At 67.7% G+C, this 20708-nt stretch carries 16 protein-coding genes; 11 read left to right on the top strand and 5 right to left on the bottom strand.

Annotation, left to right across the window (positions count from 1 at the left end; translation table 11 throughout):
- Positions 1-171: 171 nt before the first annotated feature.
- The 5 genes from rpmB to AC3DE2_RS10230 all read left to right on the top strand — a co-directional run bounded on the left by rpmB (position 172) and on the right by AC3DE2_RS10230 (position 7435).
- Positions 172-408 carry a 50S ribosomal protein L28 gene (gene rpmB / locus AC3DE2_RS10250; protein WP_141455050.1) on the top strand — a complete coding sequence of 79 codons (237 nt, stop codon included), beginning with the start codon at positions 172-174 and terminating at the stop codon, positions 406-408.
- A 13-nt stretch (positions 409-421) separates the two neighbouring features.
- Positions 422-586 (top strand): 50S ribosomal protein L33, encoded by a 165-nt coding sequence (rpmG, locus tag AC3DE2_RS10245; RefSeq protein ID WP_295378633.1) that lies wholly within the window; start codon positions 422-424, stop codon positions 584-586.
- A 376-nt stretch (positions 587-962) separates the two neighbouring features.
- The gene (gene cls, locus AC3DE2_RS10240; protein WP_488426078.1) at positions 963-2372 is read left to right on the top strand and encodes a cardiolipin synthase; all 1410 of its coding nucleotides are present in this window, start codon (positions 963-965) and stop codon (positions 2370-2372) included.
- Positions 2373-2503: 131 nt separating this feature from the next.
- Positions 2504-3874 carry an FAD/NAD(P)-binding protein gene (locus tag AC3DE2_RS10235; protein ID WP_295378630.1) on the top strand — a complete coding sequence of 457 codons (1371 nt, stop codon included), beginning with the start codon at positions 2504-2506 and terminating at the stop codon, positions 3872-3874.
- Between the two features lie 111 nt (positions 3875-3985).
- Positions 3986-7435, top strand: a complete 3450-nt coding sequence (locus AC3DE2_RS10230) for a hybrid sensor histidine kinase/response regulator (protein WP_488426076.1) — start codon at positions 3986-3988, stop codon at positions 7433-7435.
- Between the two features lie 14 nt (positions 7436-7449).
- On the opposite strand, the gene AC3DE2_RS10225 is transcribed toward AC3DE2_RS10230, so the two are convergent.
- From AC3DE2_RS10225 to AC3DE2_RS10215, 3 genes are all read right to left on the bottom strand, one after another.
- Positions 7450-7902 carry a type IV pilin protein gene (locus AC3DE2_RS10225; protein ID WP_488426075.1) on the bottom strand — a complete coding sequence of 151 codons (453 nt, stop codon included), beginning with the start codon at positions 7900-7902 and terminating at the stop codon, positions 7450-7452.
- A 271-nt stretch (positions 7903-8173) separates the two neighbouring features.
- The gene (locus AC3DE2_RS10220; RefSeq protein WP_488426074.1) at positions 8174-9442 is read right to left on the bottom strand and encodes a sensor histidine kinase; all 1269 of its coding nucleotides are present in this window, start codon (positions 9440-9442) and stop codon (positions 8174-8176) included.
- Positions 9432-10127: a response regulator transcription factor gene (locus AC3DE2_RS10215; protein WP_295378621.1), complete on the bottom strand. Its 696-nt coding sequence runs from the start codon at positions 10125-10127 to the stop codon at positions 9432-9434. The genes AC3DE2_RS10220 and AC3DE2_RS10215 overlap by 11 nt, the downstream gene beginning before the upstream one ends.
- Positions 10128-10395: 268 nt before the next feature.
- Between AC3DE2_RS10215 and AC3DE2_RS10210 the strand changes: the two genes are divergently transcribed.
- The 3 genes from AC3DE2_RS10210 to AC3DE2_RS10200 are packed head-to-tail and all read left to right on the top strand — an operon-like array spanning position 10396 to position 13353.
- Complete coding sequence (locus AC3DE2_RS10210) at positions 10396-11196, top strand: phosphatase PAP2 family protein (RefSeq protein ID WP_488426073.1); 801 nt, start codon at positions 10396-10398, stop codon at positions 11194-11196.
- Positions 11193-12866 carry a phosphoethanolamine transferase gene (locus AC3DE2_RS10205; protein WP_488426072.1) on the top strand — a complete coding sequence of 558 codons (1674 nt, stop codon included), beginning with the start codon at positions 11193-11195 and terminating at the stop codon, positions 12864-12866. The genes AC3DE2_RS10210 and AC3DE2_RS10205 overlap by 4 nt, the downstream gene beginning before the upstream one ends.
- A 46-nt stretch (positions 12867-12912) precedes the next feature.
- Positions 12913-13353 (top strand): EamA family transporter, encoded by a 441-nt coding sequence (locus tag AC3DE2_RS10200; RefSeq protein WP_295378616.1) that lies wholly within the window; start codon positions 12913-12915, stop codon positions 13351-13353.
- Positions 13354-13359: 6 nt separating this feature from the next.
- On the opposite strand, the gene AC3DE2_RS10195 is transcribed toward AC3DE2_RS10200, so the two are convergent.
- On the bottom strand, positions 13360-14025 hold the full coding sequence (locus AC3DE2_RS10195; protein WP_295378614.1) for a response regulator transcription factor: 666 nt from the start codon (positions 14023-14025) through the stop codon (positions 13360-13362).
- Positions 14026-14282: 257 nt separating this feature from the next.
- Between AC3DE2_RS10195 and AC3DE2_RS10190 the strand changes: the two genes are divergently transcribed.
- Complete coding sequence (locus AC3DE2_RS10190) at positions 14283-14645, top strand: endonuclease domain-containing protein (RefSeq protein ID WP_488426071.1); 363 nt, start codon at positions 14283-14285, stop codon at positions 14643-14645.
- A 587-nt stretch (positions 14646-15232) separates the two neighbouring features.
- Here the strand turns inward: AC3DE2_RS10190 and acs are convergent.
- The gene (gene acs / locus AC3DE2_RS10185) at positions 15233-17176 is read right to left on the bottom strand and encodes an acetate--CoA ligase (protein WP_488426070.1); all 1944 of its coding nucleotides are present in this window, start codon (positions 17174-17176) and stop codon (positions 15233-15235) included.
- Positions 17177-17509: 333 nt separating this feature from the next.
- Between acs and AC3DE2_RS10180 the strand changes: the two genes are divergently transcribed.
- Together AC3DE2_RS10180 and AC3DE2_RS10175 are read left to right on the top strand one after the other, a co-directional pair.
- Positions 17510-18892 carry a DcaP family trimeric outer membrane transporter gene (locus tag AC3DE2_RS10180; RefSeq protein WP_295383406.1) on the top strand — a complete coding sequence of 461 codons (1383 nt, stop codon included), beginning with the start codon at positions 17510-17512 and terminating at the stop codon, positions 18890-18892.
- Positions 18893-18902: 10 nt separating this feature from the next.
- Complete coding sequence (locus AC3DE2_RS10175) at positions 18903-20564, top strand: MFS transporter (protein ID WP_488426069.1); 1662 nt, start codon at positions 18903-18905, stop codon at positions 20562-20564.
- Positions 20565-20708 lie beyond the last annotated feature (144 nt).

Raw genomic sequence — 20708 nt, 5'->3', positions numbered from 1 at the left:
CCGCCATAATGCGCGGCTCGCTGTGTCCGGTCCCCGACCGGGTGAGTCCGGAAGCGCAACTTGGACTCGCCGCCGACAGCAGATTTTTTGCCCAATCTGCGCACCGCGTCCTATGCGGTGGGGCCGCCGCCTCCCTGGCCAAGGGAAGCATCAAACTTTTTCGAGGTGCGTATGTCCCGCGTATGCCAAGTCACCGGCAAGCGTGTGCAGACCGGTAACAACGTCTCGCACGCCAACAACAAGACCCGTCGTCGCTTCCTGCCCAACCTGCACGAGCGCCGCTTCTGGGTCGCCAGCGAAAACCGCTGGATCAAGCTGAAAGTTTCCGCGCATGCCCTGCGCACCATCGACAAGAACGGCATCGACTCCGTTCTGGCCGAGCTGCGTGCCCGCGGCGAGAAGATCTGAGGAGTAAACGACCATGGCATCCAAGCGTGACAAGATCCGTCTGATCTCCTCGGCCAACACCGGCCACTTCTACACGACGGACAAGAACAAGAAGAACACCCCGGGCAAGATGGAAATGAAGAAGTACGACCCGGTCGTGCGCAAGCACGTGATCTACAAGGAAGGCAAGATCAAGTGATGCCGTGATGCGCCCGCTCCGGCGAGCGCATCCGCATCCACCGAAGCCCGCCGCAAGGCGGGCTTTTTGTTTGCCCGCAAGAAAGAACAAATCCCCCTCGGTCCCCCTTCTTCGAAGGGGGAGGAACGGCAGTTTTCCGGCGCTGGAACCTGGCAGCGACGGTTGGCTCCTTTGCAACGTTTCTCGACAGCCTCATGGCTGGAAAGGGAGCGGGCGACGGGAGCTTGACCCGCCAGACGACTGTTGAGAAGCGATGGCTCATCGCGCAGCCTCACCGCGTCAGGCCCTCGAAAAAAAAACCACCCAACAAATCCCGACCTTCCGGTTTGCGCGGACTGCGGCCAGAATCAGCCATCGCTCCTATGACAGGCGCCGCATGGACTGGTCCCTGGGAACCGTACTGCTGATCCTCGACTGGGTGATCCGGCTGGCCGCGCTGCTGTGGATTCCCAGCCGCACCTCGCCGGCCGCGGCGCGCAGCTGGATGCTGCTGGTCGGCTTCGTGCCGCTGCTGGGCCTGCCGGCCTACCTGCTGCTGGGACATCCCTGGCTCTCGCGCGAACGCATCCAGCGGCAGGCGCGCGCCTCGCAGGTGATCCGGGAGGAACAGGTTCCGCTGGCCACGCTGCGCTGGCACGGCGGCACCGGCATCGCCGCGGAAATGGCGCCGCTGGTCGAGCGGCAGGGCGCGTTCATGCCCGTCCGCGGCAACGCGGTCGAACTGCTCGACGACTACGACGGCTCCCTGCAGGCACTGATAGCCGCGATCGACGGTGCGCGCAGGAACGTCCACCTGCTCTACTACCTGATGTTCGACGACGCGGTCGGCGATGCGATCACCGCGGCGCTGGAACGCGCGGCCGGGCGTGGCCTGGAGTGCAGGTTGCTGCTCGACGCGGTCGGCGCCAAGCGCGGCTGGCGCCGCTATGCGCGACGCCTGCGCGACGCCGGCGTGCAGGTCCACCAGTTGCTGCCCGGCGGATTGCGCTGGCGCCGCAGCGGCCGCATGGACCTGCGCAACCATCGCAAGATCGCGGTCATCGATGGTTCCATCGGCTTCATCGGCTCGCAGAATCTCGCCGATGCCGCCTTCATCCCGGGCTACCCCAACCGCGAACTGGTCGCCCGGGTACAGGGTCCCGTCGTCGCCCAGCTCGACGCGGTGTTCGCCAGCGACTGGTACCTGGAGACCGGCGAACGCCTGCACGTGGATCCGGTCCAGGACGCCGGCGCGGACGCGATGCCGACGCAACTGCTGCCCAGTGGACCGGCCTATCCCTTCGAGAACGCGCGCGACGCGGTGAACGCGCTGATCCACCTGGCCAAGCGGCGCATCGTGCTGGCCACGCCCTACTTCGTGCCCGACGACGCCACGCTCAGCGCCCTGCGCATCGCCGCGCTGTCCGGCGTGGACGTGCAATTGATCCTGTCCGCGCGCAACAACCAGCGCCTGACCGCCTGGGCGCAGGAATCGTATTACGCCGAACTGCTGGCCTGCGGCGTGCGCATCGCCCTGTACGAGCCGCATTTCCTGCACGCCAAGCACATGAGCGTGGATGACGACGTCGCGCTGGTCGGTTCGATCAACCTGGACATCCGTTCGTTCGCGCTCAACGCGGAAATCGGTTTGCTGTGCTACGACGCTGATGTCGTCGCCCGATTGCGCGGGATCGAAGCGGCCTACTTGCGCGATGCGCATGGCGTGCGGGCCGAGGATTGGGCGCGTCGCCCCGCATGGCGGCGCAGCCGCGACGGCATCGCGCGACTGGCCGATTCGCTGATGTAACGAAAATCAAATGCTGAAGGGTTTGAAGGACAAAGGTTTTCGCGCGTTTGTGAAGTTTGCGTTGCACGTTCATGCGCCACTGATGCCAAGCCAGCATGAGGCTGCACGGATCGATCCACTACAATGCCGGCATGACCAGCGTACCCGCGGGCCTCGCCCATGACATCGCCATCATCGGGGGAGGCGCCAGCGGCGTCCTGACCGCGATTCACCTGCTGCATGCGGCGACCACGCCGCTGCGCATCGCCCTTTACGAACCGCAACCCACGCTCGCGCAGGGCGTGGCCTATGCCACGCCGTATCCGGAGCATCTGCTCAACGTGCCCGTGCAGCGCATGAGCGCGTTCAACGACCGGCCCGAGGATTTCCTCGACTTCCTGTCCCGCGATCCGCGGGAACGCGCGGCGCTGGCGCCGGCTTTCGTCGAGCGCCATCGCTACGGCGAATACCTGCGTGATCGCCTGGCCCGCGCGCGCGACGCCAGCGTCGCCACGCTGGTGCGGGTCGCGCAGCCGGTGATGGCGATGAACCGTCAATCGCAGGGCTGGCGGTTGCGCCTGGCCGATGGCGTGGAAGCCGACAGCGCCGCGGTGGTGCTGGCGGTCGGCAACCGGCCACGCCCGCTGCCGGCACGCGGCGCCAACGGCCTGTCCGCCGAGGCCAGCCTGTCGGCCTGGGATTTCGACGCGGTGCGCGCGGTGCCCGGCGACGCGCGCCTGTGCATCGTCGGCTCCGGCCTGAGCATGGTCGACGCGGTGCTGAGCTTCGTCGCCACCGAACACCGTGGCACCATCCACGTGCTGTCACGGCACGGCTGGCTGCCGCAGCCGCATGCCGCCCACGCGGTCGCCGATTTCGAGCCCGCCCAGCTGTTGCCGCTGGATCTGCGTGCGCGCCTGCGCTTCGTCCGCCAGCGCGTGCGCGAGGCGGCCGCCGCCGGCCTGCCCTGGCAGGCGGTGATGGAACGCCTGCGTCCGCACGGACAGGCGCTGTGGCGTTCCCTGTCGGAAGCCGACCAGCGACGTTTCCTGCGCCACGTCGTGCGCCTGTGGGACGTGCACCGGCACCGGGTCGCGGTGTCCGTGCACCAGCAGTTGCAGGCATTGATCGATCGCGGGCAGCTGCGGCTGCATCGCGGCCGCCTGGACACCGTGATGCAGGTGGGGCGCTGCGTGCAGGTCGGCGCGAACGTGCGGGGCCAACCCGGCCTGGAACTGGAAGTGGACCGCGTGGTGAACGCGACCGGGGTGGAGATGCGGGTGCCGACCATGCGCAATCCGCTGTTGACCGAACTGCTCGGCGAGGGTCACGCACGGACCGGTCCCCACGGCATCGGCATCGCCACCGACGATGCCGGCCGGGTACTGAATGCCGACGGCCACGCCCAGGCGGATCTGTGGGTGCTGGGCAGCCTGCGGATCGGCAGCCTGTGGGAGACCACCGCCATTCCCGAGCTGCGTGGCCAGGCCGAGGCCGTGGCCCGCCAGTTGCTCGGCCGCTGACGGGCGGCGCCTGCCGGTGGTCGGCATTCCCGCGCGGTTCCGCGCGGCGATGTAGAGCACGACCGGCTCCGCTGCTACGCTGCTCCCGTGTCGGACGCCGGGAGGGCGGCGTTGGTTTCGAGCTGGATCCTGCTGCTGGTGTCCATCAGCTACGCCGCGCTGCTGTTCGGGGTGGCGTGGTGGGGTGATCGCCGTCCGATGTATCCGGATCGCCCCTGGCTGCGGCCGGTGGTCTACAGCCTGGCGCTCGCCGTCTACTGCTCGTCCTGGACTTTCTACGGCGCGGTCGGCAGCGCGGTACGCAACGGCATCGGTTACCTGCCGATCTACCTGGGCCCGTTGCTGTTGCTGCTGTTCGGCTGGCGCATCATCGAGCGGCTGGCGCTGATCGCGCGCAGCGAAAACACGGTTTCCATCGCCGACTTCATTTCCTCGCGCTACGGCCGCTCGCGCCGGCTGGCCGCACTGGTGACGGTGATCGCCCTGATCGGCGTCGTCCCCTACCTGGCCCTGCAGTACAAGGCGGTGGCGATGAGCCTGGGCGTGCTGACCGGCCAGGCCGGCGGCGCGCACGGCTTCTTCTCGGATCCCGCTCTTTACGTGGCCCTGCTGATGGCGCTGTTCGCCGCGCTGTTCGGCACCCGCCAGGTGGACGCCACCGAGCACCACCACGGCATGATGCTGGCGATCGCGCTGGAGTCGATGGTCAAGCTGGTGGCGATGATCGCGGTCGGCCTGTTCGCCTACCTGTGGCTGCAGGGCCGCTCGATTCCGGTCACCGAGTCGGCGCGCACGCTGTTCGAGAACTCGCCGCCGATCGGTTTCGTCGCCCAGACCCTGCTGGGATTCCTGGCCATCGTCTGCCTGCCGCGCCAGTTCCATGTCGCAGTGGTCGAATGCAGCGACGTCGGCGACATCCGCCGCGCGCGCTGGCTGTTCGGCGCCTACCTGGTCCTGATCTCGGTGATGGTGGTGCCGATCGCGGCGGCCGGCGTCGCCTCCTTCGGCATCGGCAGCGGCGTGGCCGACGACAGCTTCATCCTCGCCCTGCCGCTGGCCGACGGCAGCAAGGCGCTCGCCCTGGTCGCCTACGTCGGCGGCTTCTCCGCCGCCACCGGCATGGTCATCGTCGCCAGCATCGCCCTGGCCACCATGGTCAGCAACGATCTGGTGATGCCGGTGCTGCTGCGACGCGGCTGGGCCGAGCACCACGCCGAAGCCGACGTCGCCTCGCGGGTGCTGTGGATCCGCCGGTTCGCGATCCTGCTGCTCGCGCTCACCGCGTATACCTACTATCGCAGCAGCAGCAACGACAGCACGCTGGCGTCCTACGGCCTGATGGCATTCGCCGCGGTCGCCCAGTTCGCGCCCGGCCTGATCGGTGGCCTGTACTGGCGTGGCGCCAGCCGGCGCGGCGTGGAAGTGGGCATGCTGCTGGGCTTCGGCACCTGGATCTACACCCTGCTGCTGCCGACCATGACCCAGGCCGGCTGGTTCGACGCGAACTGGATCGCGACCGGGCCATTCGGCATCGCCTGGCTGCGCCCGCACCAGCTGTTCGGCCTCAGCGGCTGGGATCCACTCACCCACGGTACGTTCTGGTCATTGCTGGTGAACACCGGCGCGATGATGGTGATCTCCGCGCGCTGGCGCCCCGGCGTGGACGATCGCCTGCGCGCGGCGCCGTTCCTGGATCCATACGCGCAGCGCCCCGCGCTGGTCGCAGGCGAGTGGCCCGGCAGCGTGCGGGTGGGCGATCTGCAGACCCTGGCCGAGCGCGTGGTCGGCGAGCGCCATGCGCGCCGCGCGTTCCTGGAGCAGGCGCAGGCGCTGGGCCGCGAAATGCAGCCGCACGCCTCGGCCGATCGCGCCTGGGTGCAGTTCACCGAGCGCCTGCTGGCCGCCGCCATCGGCGCGGCGTCGGCACGCATCGTCCTGACCAGCGTACTGCGCGGCTCGGGCATGGAACTGGGCGAAGTGGTCGCGGTGCTGGACGAGGCCGGCCAAGAACTGCGCTTCAATCGCGAGATCCTGTCCACCACCCTGGAAAACATCGCCGCCGGGGTCAGCGTGGTCGACCCGGAGATGCGGCTGGTCGCCTGGAACCGACGCTACCAGCAGATGTTCGGCTATCCGGACGGCATGCTCTACGTCGGCCGTCCCGTCGCCGACCTGATCCGCTACAACGCCGAGCGCGGTGAACTGGGTGAAGGCGACATCGATGCGCAGATCGGAAAGCGCATCGCTTACATGCGTGCCGGCTCGCCGCACGTGTTCGAGCGCGTGCGCAGCGACGGCCAGGTGATCGAGATGCGCGGGCAGGCCCTGCCGGGTGGCGGCTATGTCACCAGCTACAACGACATCACCGACTTCAAGCGCGCCGAGCAGGCGCTGCGCGAGGCCAACGAGAACCTGGAGCAGCGCGTCACCGAGCGCAGCCGCGCCGCCGAGGCCGCCCAGCAGTCCAAGACCCGTTTCCTCGCCGCCATCAGCCATGACGTGCTGCAACCGCTGAACGCGGCCCGCCTGTTCGCCTCCGCCCTGCGCGATGGCGAGCAGGATGGCGAACAGCGGCACCTGGCCGAACGCGTGGACGCCTCGTTGCGCGCTGCCGAGGAATTGCTGGACGGCCTGCTCGACGTGTCGCGGCTGGATGCCGGTAGCCTGCGGGTGGAGATCGGCGACTTCGATGCCGGCGAACTGCTGCGCGAGCTGGCCGCGCAGTACGCGCCGGTCGCCGCCGGACGCGGCCTGGATCTGCGGGTACACGCGCGCGCGCTGCCGGTGCGCACCGACCGCCGACTGTTGCGGCGGGTGCTGCAGAACTTCCTGGCCAATGCCCTGCGCTACACCCGCCAGGGCCGGATCGTGCTGGGCATGCGGGTGCTGGACGGCAAGGTATCGCTGCAGGTGTGGGACACCGGCCCGGGCATTCCGGAAAACCACATGCGCCAGATCTACGACGAATTCCATCGCTACCAGCAGCCGTTCGACTGGGGCGAACGCGGGCTCGGCCTGGGCCTGTCGATCTGCCAGCGCATCTCGCGCCTGCTCGGCCATCACCTGGACGCGCGCAGCCGGGTGGATCGCGGCAGCATGTTCTCGATCGTGGTTCCGCGCGCGACCCGCATGCACGCACCGGCCACTCCGCCGCGCCGCGCGCTCGCGGCGGATTCGCTGGCCGGGCTGCGGGTGCTGTGCGTGGACAACGATCGCGAGATCCTGGATGGCATGCGCGCGCTGCTTGGGCGCTGGCAGGTGGAGGTGATCACGGCCACCACCGTCGACGAAGCGCTGGAGCGGATCGGCGCGGCGCCCACCGTGATCCTGGTCGACTACCACCTGCACGATCGCCTGGACGGGCTGGACACGCTGGACGCGCTGCGTGCCGCCAGCCCGGGACCGGTGGCCGGCGCGCTGCTGACCGCCGATGGCCGCGACGAGTTGAAACAGCGCGCGCGCGAGCGCGGCTATCGGCTGCTGACCAAACCGGTCAAGCCGGCCTCACTGCGCGCGTTCCTGGCCGCGCACCACGATGCGCGCCAGCGGCTGGAGGCCTGATCGCCGGCGTGGCGTCACCAGCATTCCTCCGGCGTGTCCGTGGCGGTTCCGCTCACGCTCCGGATACCCAACTGGTTGATCGCGAGCGTGCCGCAACGGGTATCCGCCGCCGCCTGCGCGCCTTGCGGCGTCGCCTGGAGGCTGAACTTGCGCGCCTCGACGCCGGACAGGCTCAACCGATAGTGCTGGGCCACGTCGGCGTCGCACTGGACCAGATCCGGCGGCTTGCCGGACGTGTCCAGGTAGGACAGGTGCAGGGTATGGAAGCGCTCCAGCTGCTGGGCGCGCTCATGCAGGCAGGCGGCTGCGGCGGTGCGCCGTGTCTTGACGATGTGGCGTTGGTAGTTGGGATAGGCGATGGCGGCCAGGATGGCAATCACCCCGACCACGATCATCAACTCGATCAGGCTGAATCCCGCGGCCGGCATCCGGCGCGGACGAACCTCATGGACGTGGACCGATCGCATCGGCGTCCTCCTGCATGCATGGGGAATGGTGTGGCCCGTCATGCGGGCCCGTCGATGCATCGGAGTCGACGCGTCTGTGGCGGCCGATGCTAACCAGTCAGGCAGCGCAGAAGAAGGCGCTCGCCTTCAAAGTTATGCGGATGACAACATAAGTCGCGAGAATCCGCTCACTTTCTCCTGATGGAGAAAGCCCCGGTCCGAAGTCGCCCGTGCCCGGAATCGGAGTGAATCGCGACAACGCCACGCGCGGCGACGAATGCGCCGCGCCAGCCTACGGGTGGAAATGCAAGCGCGCGAGCGTGCCGCGTTCGGGCGCCGAATCGATGTCCAGGCGCCAGCCCAGGTGCTCGCACAGGCGCGCGATCAGATCCAGGCCGATGCCGCCGCCGTCGCGTCCCTCGCCGCGCGCCAGTTGCGCGTAGATGCGGCTGATCTCTTCCGGGCCCATGCCATGCCCGGGATCGGCAATGGTCACGGTGGCGTCGGAGTCCAGCCGGATGTCGATCACGCCACGGTCGCTGTTCTCGATCGCGTTGCGCAGCAGATTGCCGATCGCGGCCTGCACGATCGCCAGCGGCGCGGTTATCCGGACGGCGGGCAGTGTCCCGGTGTGCAGCGCCAGATCCTTGCCGTGGGTGAGATGGCGGTGATCCTCGACGATTTCCGGCAGCAGTTCGTCCAGCGAAACGGTATCGCTGACCGCCGCCAGCCGCTCGGGATCCTTGGCCAGGATCAGCAGCAGCGAGATCAGCTGTTCGATCTGGCGGACGCTGCGCAGGATGCGCTGCATCTGCTCGCGGGCGGCCGCGGGCATGCCGCCCTGGTCATGCGCCAGCCGCGCGGCGCCGCCGATCACCGCGATCGGCGTGCGCAGTTCGTGGCTGGCGCTGTTGATGAAGGCGCGTTCACGCTCGACGAAGCGCTCGCTGCGGTTGAGGTAGTCGTTGAAGGCGTCGGCGATTACCCGCAACTCGTCGCTGGCCCTGGGCTCCACCTCGATGCGCTGTCGCCCGCGCTCGGGCTGCAGCCGGCCGATGTCGCCCGCCATCACGCTGAGCGGACGGATCGCGCGACCCAGGCCCCAGGCCAACAGCAGGCCCAGCAGGATCACCGCGGCGAACATGCCGACCACGATGCCGCTGCTGATGGTCTCCTCCAGCCCCTCGAACTCGGTGATGTCCAGCGCTAGCGCGACGCGTCCCCCCGGCAGGTCCTGCACCATCACCACCCGCAACTTGCCTTCCACCCACAGGTCATCGTGCAGGCCCGGCGGTAGCACGCGCAGCACCTTGGGCGGCGGCGGCGCGTCGTCCCAGCGGTACAGGGTCATGTCGTCGGTGTCGGTCCAGCGATAGGCGGGATCCGCCGCCAGGCGATCCTGGTAGTGATGGAGTTCGGCGCGCAGCAGGGATTCCCAGACCATGCGTTCTGCTTCCTCGTTGACGATCAGGCCGCCGACGAAGATCGCCACCGAGAGCAGCGAGACATAGACCAGCAGCCAGGTGAGGATGCGCCGGCGCAGACCATTCCTAGTGGCCATCGTGATGTTCCTCAGGTACCGCCAGGCGATAGCCCACCCGGGGCAGGGTCTGGATCAACTTGACCGGAAATGGGCCGTCGACGCTGCGGCGCAGTTCGTAGACGTGCGAGCGCAGCATGTCGCCATCGGGTGGGCTGTCGCCCCACAGCGCGTACTCCAGGCGATCCCGGGTCACCGCGCCGGGGCTGGCCTGCATCAGCACCTCCAGCAGCTTGCGGCAGGCCGGGTAGAGATGCAGCGGCTGGCCGGCCCGGCTGGCTTCCAGCGTCGAGAGGTCCAATTTCAGATCCGCCACCTGCAGCAGGCGGCTGCGTCCGCGCCCGCCGGCACGCGCCAGCACCGCCTCCAACCGCACTTCCAGTTCCGGCAACTCGAAGGGTTTGGTCAGGTAATCGTCGGCGCCGGCGCGGAAGCCGGCAATCTTGTCGGGCAGCTCGTCGCGGGCGGTGAGCATGATCACCGGTACGTCGCTGCCGTGGGTTTCGCGCAGGCGGCGCAGCACTTCGCGGCCATCCATGCGCGGCAGCATCCAGTCCAGGATGATCGCGTCGTAGCCCTGCGTGGTGGCCAGGTGCAGGCCGGTCACGCCGTCCGGCGCGGCATCCAGGTCATGGCCACGCGCTTCGAAGTAATCGAACAGGTTCGCCACCAGGCTCCGGTTGTCTTCGATCACGAGCAGCCGCATGCGGGTTTCCGTCCTCTTGTTGCCGGTGCGGGCTGCCGGCGGGCCGCCACGCTGAGCCTTCCGGTGTCGGAATCCGGTCGGAACGCGGGTGATTCTCCCATGTGCGCGGGCCCCCTGCGCGTGACCGGGAAATGCAACGGCGGCTGAAGGATGCCTTCGGCGGGCATCCGGGTTAACCCGCAGCGAACCTGGTTCCGACGGCTCTCCGACAGCGGCGACACCAGCATGCGCGGCATACCGGCACAGGGGCCGGGAATGACCGCATCCGATGTCCTACGCCGCACCACAGCTACCGTCGTCGCTTCACGCCGCCCGTTCCCCGCTTGCCTTCGATCGGGATTTCCTCGCCCGCCACGCCGGCTGGCCGCTGCTGGCGTTCGTGTTCGCCACCGTGCTGCTGATTCCGCTGCGCGGCGATCTCTGGCTGGCCGACCGGCTGTACGCGTGGGAAGGCCACCGCTGGTCGCTGCAGCAGGGTTTCATCACCCAGCACCTGGTCCACGTGATGGGCAAGCGCCTGAGTACGCTGGGTTGGTATTGCGTGGCGCTGCTGCTGATCGCCAGCGGCTCGTTTCCGCGCCTGAAGGCGTGGCGGCGCCCGCTGTTCTTCCTGCTGCTGGCCACCGCGCTGTCCACCGCGGCGGTCGGCACGCTGAAGCTGTGGACGGACATGGACTGTCCGTGGGACATGGCGCGCTATGGCGGCAGCCGGCCGTTCATCGATCTGTTCACCGCGCGCCCGGCACTGCTGCCGCGCGCATCCTGCTTCCCCGCCGGGCACGCCAGCGCCGGCTATGCCTGGGTCGCGCTGTACTTCTTCTTCCTGGCCACCCGGCCGCGCCTGCGCTGGCTGGGACTGGGCACCGGCCTGGCGGTCGGCCTGCTGTTCGGATTCGCCCAGCAGCTGCGCGGCGCCCATTTCCTCTCGCATGACCTGTGGACGCTGGCGGTCTGCTGGTCGATCGCCCTGCTGCTGTACGCCTGGCTGCTGGTTCCGCGCCGGGCCCCGGCCGCCCGCTCCCAGACGGTCCTGTCCGCACCCGGCCTGCTGCCGCGGGGCGAGCGGTGAGCGCCAGCCCGCTGGAAGCCGGCCTGCGCCGCAACGCCCGCTCGGCCACCCCGCTGTGGCTCAGGCAACGCCCGGTCATCGCCAGCGAAACGTTGTTGCTGGGGGTGAGCCTGTACTTCAGCATGTTCAGCAACGGCGAATTCTGGCGCAACGTGATCGTCGCGCCGGCGGTGCAATGGAAACTGGCCGCGGCGCTGTTCGTGATCATCACCGCCGTGCACGCGCTGCTGCTGGGCCTGCTTATCCACCGCCGCTACGCGCGCCCCGTGCTCGCCGCGCTGATCCTGGTCACCGCCATCGCCACCTACTACATGGGCAGCTACGGCGTGTACCTGGATTCGGACATGCTGCGCAACATCCTGCATACCGACCGCAAGGAGTCCAGCGAACTGCTCGGCTGGCGCCTGCTGGTGCCGATCCTGTTCGCGGGCCTGCCGATCGCGCTGCTCTGGCGCGTGCAGCTGCGCGAACGTCCATGGCGGCGCGCGCTGGCGGTGCGAGCCGGTTTCCTGGCCATCCTGGTGCTGGCCTTCGCCGGCGCGGCGATGCTGTCGTTCCAGGATCTGTCCTCGCTGATCCGCAATCGTCGCGAAGTGCGCTACCTGGTGACCCCCGCCAACTACCTGGTCTCGCTGGCGCGGGTGGTGACCGCCTCGCCGCCCGGCAGCCGTCCGGCCAAGACGCCGATCGGCCAGGACGCCCGCCAGTTGCCGCAGGCCACGGGACGGCGACCGCGCCTGCTGGTGCTGGTGGTGGGCGAGACCGCGCGCGCGCAGAACTGGGGCCTGGACGGCTACGCCCGCCAGACCACGCCGGAACTGTCGCGCATGGAAGTGATCAATTTCCCCGCGGTGACCGCCTGCGGCAGCAGCACCGAAGTGTCGCTGCCGTGCATGTTCTCGCCGTATGGCCGCCACGACTACGACCAGAAGAAGATCCGGGATCACCAGTCGCTGCTGCACGTGCTGGAGCATGCCGGCGTCCGCACCCTGTGGCGCGACAACCAGTCCGGCTGCAAGGGCGTCTGCGAAGGCCTGGCGATGCAACAGCTGGACGACGCGAAGGATCCCGAACTGTGCAACGGCCAGCGCTGCCTGGATGAAATCCTGCTGCGCGGCCTGGAAGCGGCGATACCGTCAGGTCCCGGCGATCGGGTGGTCGTGCTGCATCAGCTGGGCAACCACGGCCCCAACTACTTCGAACGGTATCCGGCCAGCTTCCGCCGCTACACGCCGGTGTGCGAATCGGGCGACCTGGGCAGTTGCGATCGCCAGGCCATCGTCAATGCCTACGACAACGCCCTGGGCTACACCGATCACGTCCTCGCCAGGCTGATCGGCCAGCTGGGCCGCAATCCCGACTACGACACCGCCATGATCTACCTGTCCGACCATGGCGAATCGCTTGGCGAAAAGGGGCTCTATCTGCACGGGGTGCCCTATGCGATCGCCCCGGAGGAACAGACCCGCGTGCCGATGGTGATGTGGCTGTCGCCGGGCTTCGCGGCCAGTACTTCGCTGGATACCGCCTGCCTGCGCCGCGAGGCGGCCGAGCCCGCCAGCCAGGACAACCTGTTCCCGTCAGTGCTGGGCCTGTTGGACGTGCGCACGGGCCTGTACGACCGGGATCGCGATCTCTTTGCGCGTTGCCGCCGCGCCGTGGAAAACTGATCCGGCGCTCAGTGCGTCCGCACCGCTCCGGCGGAGGAGGATCACGATGAATCCTGGTCACGTACCGGGCTGGTTCGGATGGGCCCTGGCCTCGGCGGCGTTCGCCGCGCTCACCGCGATCTTCGCCAAGGTCGGCGTCCAGCGCATCGACTCGGACATGGCGACCTGGATCCGCACGGCGGTGGTGATGGCGGCGCTGTCGGTGTTCATCGCCGCCACCGGAAAGTGGGCCGACCCGACGACGATTCCCGCCCGCACCTGGACATTCCTGGTGCTGTCCGGGCTGGCGGCCGGCGCGTCCTGGTTGTGCTACTTCCGCGCCCTGCAACTGGGCGACGCCTCGCAGGTCGCGCCGGTCGACAAGGCCAGCCTCCTGCTGGTGCTGGTGTTCGCATGGTGGTTCCTGGGCGAACGCCCCACGCCGCGCGACGGGCTGGGAATGCTGCTGGTGGCCGCGGGCGTGCTGGTGCTGGGCCTGAAGCGCTGAGGGACCTCAGTCTTCCTCGGGCGGCGGCACGACGCCGTCCGGGTCCACCGCGAGGCGGCCGGCCATCAGCACCGCCTGGGTGCGGTTGGTGACGCCGAGCTTGCGCAGGATCGCGGTGACGTGCGCCTTGATGGTCGCTTCGGACACGCCCAGGTCGTAGGCGATCTGCTTGTTGAGCCGGCCCACGCCGAGCATCTGCAGCACCCGGAACTGCTGCGGGGTGAGATCCCGCAGGCGCTGGGCGATCTCGTGCTCGTCGCGGCCGATCGCGGGCGCGTTCATCGCCTCGACCGGCGCCCAGCGCTCGCCCTCCAGCACCGTGCCGATGGCCTCGCCGATGGTGTCGGAATCGGCGGATTTGGGAATGAAACCCAGCGCACCATGATCCAGCGCGCGCCGCATGACCGTGGGTTCCTCGCGCGCGGACACGATCACCACCGGCAACTGCGGATGCAGCGCGCGCACATGCACCAGCGCGCTGAATCCCTGCGCGCCGGGCATGTTGAGATCCATCAGCAGCAGATCCGCGTCCGCATGCGCATCCACCAGCGCGTACAGCGCGTCCACGCTGTCGGCCTCGTGCAGCCGCACACCCGGCAGCACCCGCTGCACCGCGGCGCGCAAGGCCTCGCGGAACAATGGATGGTCATCGGCAATCAGCAGGGTGGTCATGGGGTTCTCCTGCGTGAAGGCAAATCCCCCCTGCCCCCCTTTTTCAAAGGGGGGATTCCTTCGGTGGCAACGCTCTTCGAAAAGTGGATGCCTTCGATGGCGGCGCTGTTCGAAATGCGGATGCCTTCGGTGGCAGTGCCGTGCAGTCGTCGTGTACGTTTTCCGGAACAGCTTGCTGGCGACAGCGGACTTCCCTTACGTGGAATCGAGCTTTTCCCCCCTTTGGAAAAGGGGGGCAGGGGGGATTCACTCGCGGGATGCTTCCCTACCAGCGACATCTCAAACCCTACGCGCGTCGGCTGCGCCGCGACATGACCGATGCCGAGCACCGGCTGTGGCAATACCTGAGGAGAAAGCAACTTGATGGCGTCCAGTTCTATCGGCAAAAACCCATCGGACGTTACATCGTGGATTTCTATGGGCCGGCCGTGGACCTGGTGATCGAGCTGGACGGCGGCCAGCATTTCACCGTGGAAGGACGGGCGCGCGACAGGCTTCGCGATGCGTTCCTGGCCAGCCAGGGACTGCGGGTGCTGCGGTTCGATGATCGGCAGGTGCTGCTGGAAACGGCGGCGGTGCTGGAAGTGCTTCTGCGGGCGATTCGCGAGCGTCAGGGGTAAATCCCCCCAGCCCCCCTTTTTCAAAGGGGGGACTGCTTCGGCCATATCCGTGTTGGATGACCGTTCTTCCTTTTCGGCGGACAGCGCCGGCACGTCGGCGAGCGACGCCATCCGGAACAACCCAGCGTGCCCCCCCCTTTGAAAAAGGGGGGCCGGGGGGGATTTGCATGCTTCGGCCATATCCGTGTTGGATGACCGTTCTTCCTTTTCGGCGGACAGCACCGGCACGTCGGCGAGCGACGCCATCCGGAACAACCCAGCGTGCTCCCCCCTTTTAAAAAGGGGAGCTCGGGGGGATTTGCATGCTTCGGCCATATCCGTGTTGGATGACCGTTCTTCCTTTTCGGCGGACAGCACCGGCACGTCGGTGAGCAATACCATCCGGAACAACCCAGCGTGCTCCCCCCTTTTAAAAAGGGGAGCTCGGGGGGATTTGCATGCTTCGGCCATATCCGTGTTGGATGGCCGTTCTTCTTTTTCGGCGGACAGCACCGGCACGTCGGCGAGCAATACCATCCGGAACAACCCAGCGTGCTCCCCCCTTTGAAAAAGGGGGGCCGGGGGGGATTTGCTCGTCCCCGCCATGCTCACTTCACCTTCCGCTCCGCGACCAGCGAATCGACCACGCCCGGATCCGCCAGGGTCGAGGTATCGCCCAATTGGTCCGGCGCGTTCTCGGCGATCTTGCGCAGGATGCGGCGCATGATCTTGCCCGAGCGGGTCTTCGGCAGGCCCGGCGCCCACTGCAGGTGATCCGGCGCGGCGATGGGGCCGATTTCCTTGCGCACCCACAGCACCAGTTCCTTCTGCAGATCGTCGCTGGGAACCTCGCCGGCCTTGAGGGTCACGTAGGCGTAGATCCCCTGGCCCTTGATGTCGTGCGGGAATCCCACCACCGCCGCTTCGGCGACCTTGGGATGCAGCACCAGCGCGCTTTCCACCTCGGCGGTGCCGATGCGGTGGCCGCTGACGTTGATGACGTCGTCGACGCGGCCGGTGATCCAGTAATAACCGTCGGTGTCGCGGCGGCAACCGTCGCCGGTGAAGTAGGTGCCCGGATACGTGCGGAAATAGGTGTCGATGAAGCGCTGGTGATCGCCATAGACCGTGCGCATCTGGCCCGGCCAGGAATCCAGCAGGACCAGATTGCCCTCGGTGGCACCTTCCAGGATTTCACCGTTGGCATCCACCAGCGCCGGCCGCACGCCGAAGAACGGCAGCGTGGCCGAGCCCGGCTTCTGGTCGATGGCGCCGGCCAGCGGGCTGATCATGATCCCACCGGTCTCGGTCTGCCACCAGGTGTCCACGATCGGGCAGCGGCCATCGCCGACCACGTCGTAGTACCAGCGCCAGGCCTCCGGGTTGATCGGTTCGCCGACGCTGCCGAGCAGGCGCAGCGAGGTGCGGGCGGTCTTCTTCACCGGTGCCTCGCCCTCGCGCATCAGCGCGCGGATGGCGGTGGGCGCGGTGTAGAAGATGGTGACCTGGTGCTTGTCGATGACTTCCCAGAAGCGCGACACGCTCGGATAGTTCGGCACGCCCTCGAACATCACCGAGGTTGCGCCGTTGGCCAGTGGTCCGTATACGATGTAGCTGTGGCCGGTCACCCAGCCCACGTCGGCGGTGCACCAGTAGATGTCGTCCTCGCGCAGGTCGAACACGGCCTCATGGGTGTAGGCCGCGTACAGCAGGTAGCCGCCGGTGGTGTGCAGCACGCCCTTGGGCTTGCCGGTGGAACCGGAGGTGTAGAGGATGAACAGCGGGTCCTCGGCGTTCATGCGCTCGGGCTCGCACTCGGCCGGCTGATCGTCGACCACCGCGTCGAACCAGCGGTCCCGCGGCATCTGCATGTCCACCGCGCCGCCGGTGTGGCGCACCACCAGCACCGTTTCGACCGAATTGGTGCCCGGCAGCTTCAGCGCCGCGTCGACATTCGCCTTCAGCGGCACCTTCTTGCCCCCGCGCAGGCCCTCGTCGGCGGTGATGATCAGCTTGCTGCCGCAGTCGGCGACGCGGTCGGCGATCGAATTGGGGGCGAAACCGCCGAACACCACCGAGTGGATCGCGCCGATGCGCGCGCAGGCGAGCATCGCCACCGCCGCGTCCGGGATCATCGGCAGGTAGATGGTGACCCGGTCACCCTTCTTCACGCCCAGGTTGCGCAGGGCATTGGCCAGCTTGCAGGTGCGTTCGTACAGTTCGCGGTAGGTGACGCGGCGGGTCGGCTGATCCGGACTGTCCGCTTCGAACAGCAACGCGGTCTTGTCGCCACGGGTGGCCAGCTGGCGGTCCAGGCAGTTGACGCTGGCATTGAGTTCGCCGTCCTCGAACCAGCGGATGTGGAAACCGTCCAGCTGGAAATTGACGTCCTTGATCCGGGTCGGCTTCCTGAACCAGTCCAGCCGCTCGGCGACCTTGGCCCAGAACCGGTCCGGATCATCGATGGAGGCCTGGTAGTCGCGCTGGTAGGCGGCATGGTCGATGCGTGCCTTGGCGGCGAATTCTGGCTTGACGGGGTAGATGTCGCTCATGGGGGCCCTCCCGGGGACAGCGGAACGAAAGTCTGAGGATGCGATTCTGACAAGAATGCCCATCACACCGCGAGCGCCGGCAACGCTCCGCGGGACGGGCGATGCACCGAGTTTGCCGCATCCGGCCATGCGGCATCGCAGCAACCCTGTTAGACCTTGGTCGTAATTCCAGCCGGATACCACTGCGCGGGATCGGGCGCCGAGGCTTTTTTCAAGGCGTTTTCTCCGGTTCCCGGAGCCATTCGACCAATGGCGAATAGGCGCGGCGGAGCCATCGGCGCAAGTCTGCCCGGCACGTGCCGACCACGGCATGCGTCCAAACCGGGAGGGGTTATGACCACACGTTTCGCAACGATGGCACGGCGGCCGCTGGCCACCGCGTTGTTCGTCGCCTGCATCGCGCCGGGCCTGGCCTTCGCGCAGACGGCGAAGGAAAAGGCGCTGGAGGCCCGCGTGGCCGAACTGGAGCGGCAGGTGCAACTGCTGCTGTCGGCGCAGCAGCAACAGCAGACCCAGATCAGCAGCACCCAGGAACAGGTCACCCAGGTCCAGGCCGCGCAGGCGGCCAAGCCCGCCCTGCCGGCCGGCAAGCAGCCGATCCAGGGCACCACCATCATGACCGCGGCCAACCCGGGCACCGCCTTCTCCTACGGCGGTTTCATCAAGATGGATGCGATGGTGACCGACACCAGCGACGGCCGCATCGCCGACGGTTCGTCCGGCCGCCTGTTCTACGTGCCCAGCACGATCCCGGTCGCGGGTGCGAACGCCGACGGCGGCGACCCCTATGCCGATTTCCACGCCCAGTTCTCGCGCTTCTGGCTCAGCGCCGATCACGTCACCGACAACGGCGACAAGTTCAAGGGCTACATCGAAGCCGACTTCTTCGGCGGCGGCAGCAATGCGCTGGCCGGCAACGAGACCGCGACCAACACCTACGCGGTGACCCTGCGCCACGCCTATGTCACCTGGAACAACTGGCTGGCCGGCCAGACCTGGTCCAACTTCATGGACGCCGGCGCGCTGCCGGACGCGGTCGACTTCGTCGGTCCCACCGACGGCACCATCTTCGTCCGCCAGGCCCAGCTGCGCTACACCAAGGGTCCGTGGTCGTTCTCGATCGAGAACCCGCAGACCACGGTCACGCCGTACCTGGCCGGTGCGCGCTTCAACAGCGGAGACAACGCCGCGCCCGACTTCACCGCCCGCTGGCTGACCAAGGGCGACTGGGGCCACTTCACCGTGGCCGCGCTGCTGCGCCAGTTCAAGGTCGCCGACGAAACCGACACCGGCGCCGCGCTCAGCGTTTCCGGCAAGTTCAACCTGGGCAAGAACGACGACATCCGCTATGCGGTCAACGCCGGCCAGGGCATCGGCCGCTACCTGGCCTTCGGCGTCGGCAGCGACGTGGTCACCGAAGCCGACGGCGACATCAGCGCGCTGGACGGATACGGCGGCTTCGTGGCCTGGCGCCACGTGTTCAGTCCGAAGGTCCGCACCAACCTGATGTACTCGGCCTCGCACTTCGACAACGACGTCTCGCTCACTGGATGGGGCGTCACCGAACGCACCCAGTCGATGCACGCCAACGTCATCTATTCGCCGTTCCCGAAGCTGGACATCGGCGCGGAACTCATCTTCGGCCAGCGCTCGCTCGAGGATGACCGCGAGGGCGATCTGAAGCGCCTGCACACCCACGTCAAATACTCGTTCTGAGGGGAGAGGAATGAACGCGACCACGCTCAAGCACTCGCCGTCCGGTGAACTCACCGGCGGCCACAAGAAAGTCATCTTCGCATCCAGCCTGGGTACCGTCTTCGAGTGGTACGACTTCTATCTGTACGGATCGCTGGCCGCGATCATCGCCAAGCAGTTCTTCAGCGGCGTCAACGAGACCACCGGCTTCATCTTCGCGTTGCTGGCCTTCGCCGCCGGCTTCGCGGTGCGCCCGTTCGGCGCGGCGTTCTTCGGCAGCCTGGGTGACCGCATCGGCCGCAAGTACACCTTCCTGGTCACCATCGTGATCATGGGCCTGTCGACCTTCATCGTCGGTGTCCTGCCCAACTACGCCAGCATCGGCGTGGCCGCGCCCATCATCCTGATCGTCCTGCGCCTGCTGCAGGGCCTGGCCTTGGGTGGCGAGTACGGTGGCGCGGCGACCTACGTGGCCGAACATGCCCCCAACGGCAAGCGCGGCCTGTACACCAGCTTCATCCAGACCACCGCCACGCTCGGCCTGTTCCTGTCGCTGCTGGTGATCCTGGGCTGCCGCCTGTCGCTGGGCACCGAGGAGTTCGAGGCCTGGGGTTGGCGCATTCCGTTCCTGGTCTCGATCGTGCTGCTGGGCGTGTCGGTGTGGATCCGCATGCAACTGAGCGAGTCGCCGCTGTTCCAGCAGATGAAGTCCGAAGGCAAGGGTTCCAAGCAGCCGTTCCGCGACAGCCTGAAGGGCGGCAATTTCAAGCTGATGCTGCTGGTCCTGCTGGGCGCCACCGCTGGCCAGGCCGTGGTCTGGTACGGCGGCCAGTTCTACTCGCTGTTCTTCCTGACCCAGGCGCTCAAGGTCGACGGCACCACCGCCAACCTGCTGATCGCCGGCGCGCTGGCGCTGGCCACGCCGTTCTTCGTGTTCTTCGGCTGGCTGTCCGATCGCATCGGCCGCAAGAAGATCATCCTGGCCGGCTGCCTGCTGGCCGCGCTGACCTACTTCCCGATCTTCAAGGGCCTGACCCACTTCGCCAATCCCGGCGTGGAAGAAGCCCGCACGAACTCGCCGGCGGTGGTGGTGGCCGATCCGGCGACCTGCAGCTTCCAGTTCGATCCGGCCGGCGTGCGCAAGTTCACCAGCTCCTGCGACGTCGCGACCGCCGCCCTGACCAAGGCCGGCGTGCCCTACACCGTGCAGTCGGCCGCGCCCGGCTCGCTGGCGCATGTCGAGGTCGGCGGCAACCGCGTCGAATCCTACGAAGCCGCCGGGCTGTCCAAGGACGAGGCCAAGGCCAAGGGTACCGAACTGGGCGCCGCGCTGAAGGGCGCGTTGACCTCCGCCGGCTATCCCGAGAAGGCGGATCCGGCACGCATCAACATCCCGATGACGCTGTTCCTGCTGTGGGTGCTGGTGATTTACGTGACCATGGTCTACGGCCCGATCGCCGCCTACCTGGTGGAACTGTTCCCCACCCGCATCCGCTACACCTCGATGTCGCTGCCCTACCACATCGGCAACGGCTGGTTCGGCGGCTTCCTGCCGGCCATCTCGTTCGCCCTGGTCGCCGGCACCGGCAACATGTACTACGGCCTGTGGTATCCGATCGGCGTGGCGGTGATGACCTTGATCATCGGCGCGCTGTTCCTGCGCGAGACCAAGGACGTGGACATCACCCGATAAGCGCGCTCCCTCCGCGCCGGCCGGACGCATTCCGGCCAATCCGACGCCGGCCCCGAGGGGCCGGCTTTTTTTTTGCGCGCGTGGAATAGGGCCTTCTTTTAGGAATCGTCCGATTTCCCGCGCGCCGGCGCCTTTCTATCCTGA

It is taken from the genome of Pseudoxanthomonas sp. 68-E7, from assembly GCF_057773145.1.
The sequence above is the reverse complement of the archived record's forward strand: the minus strand, read 5'-3'. Positions and strand labels throughout refer to the sequence as shown.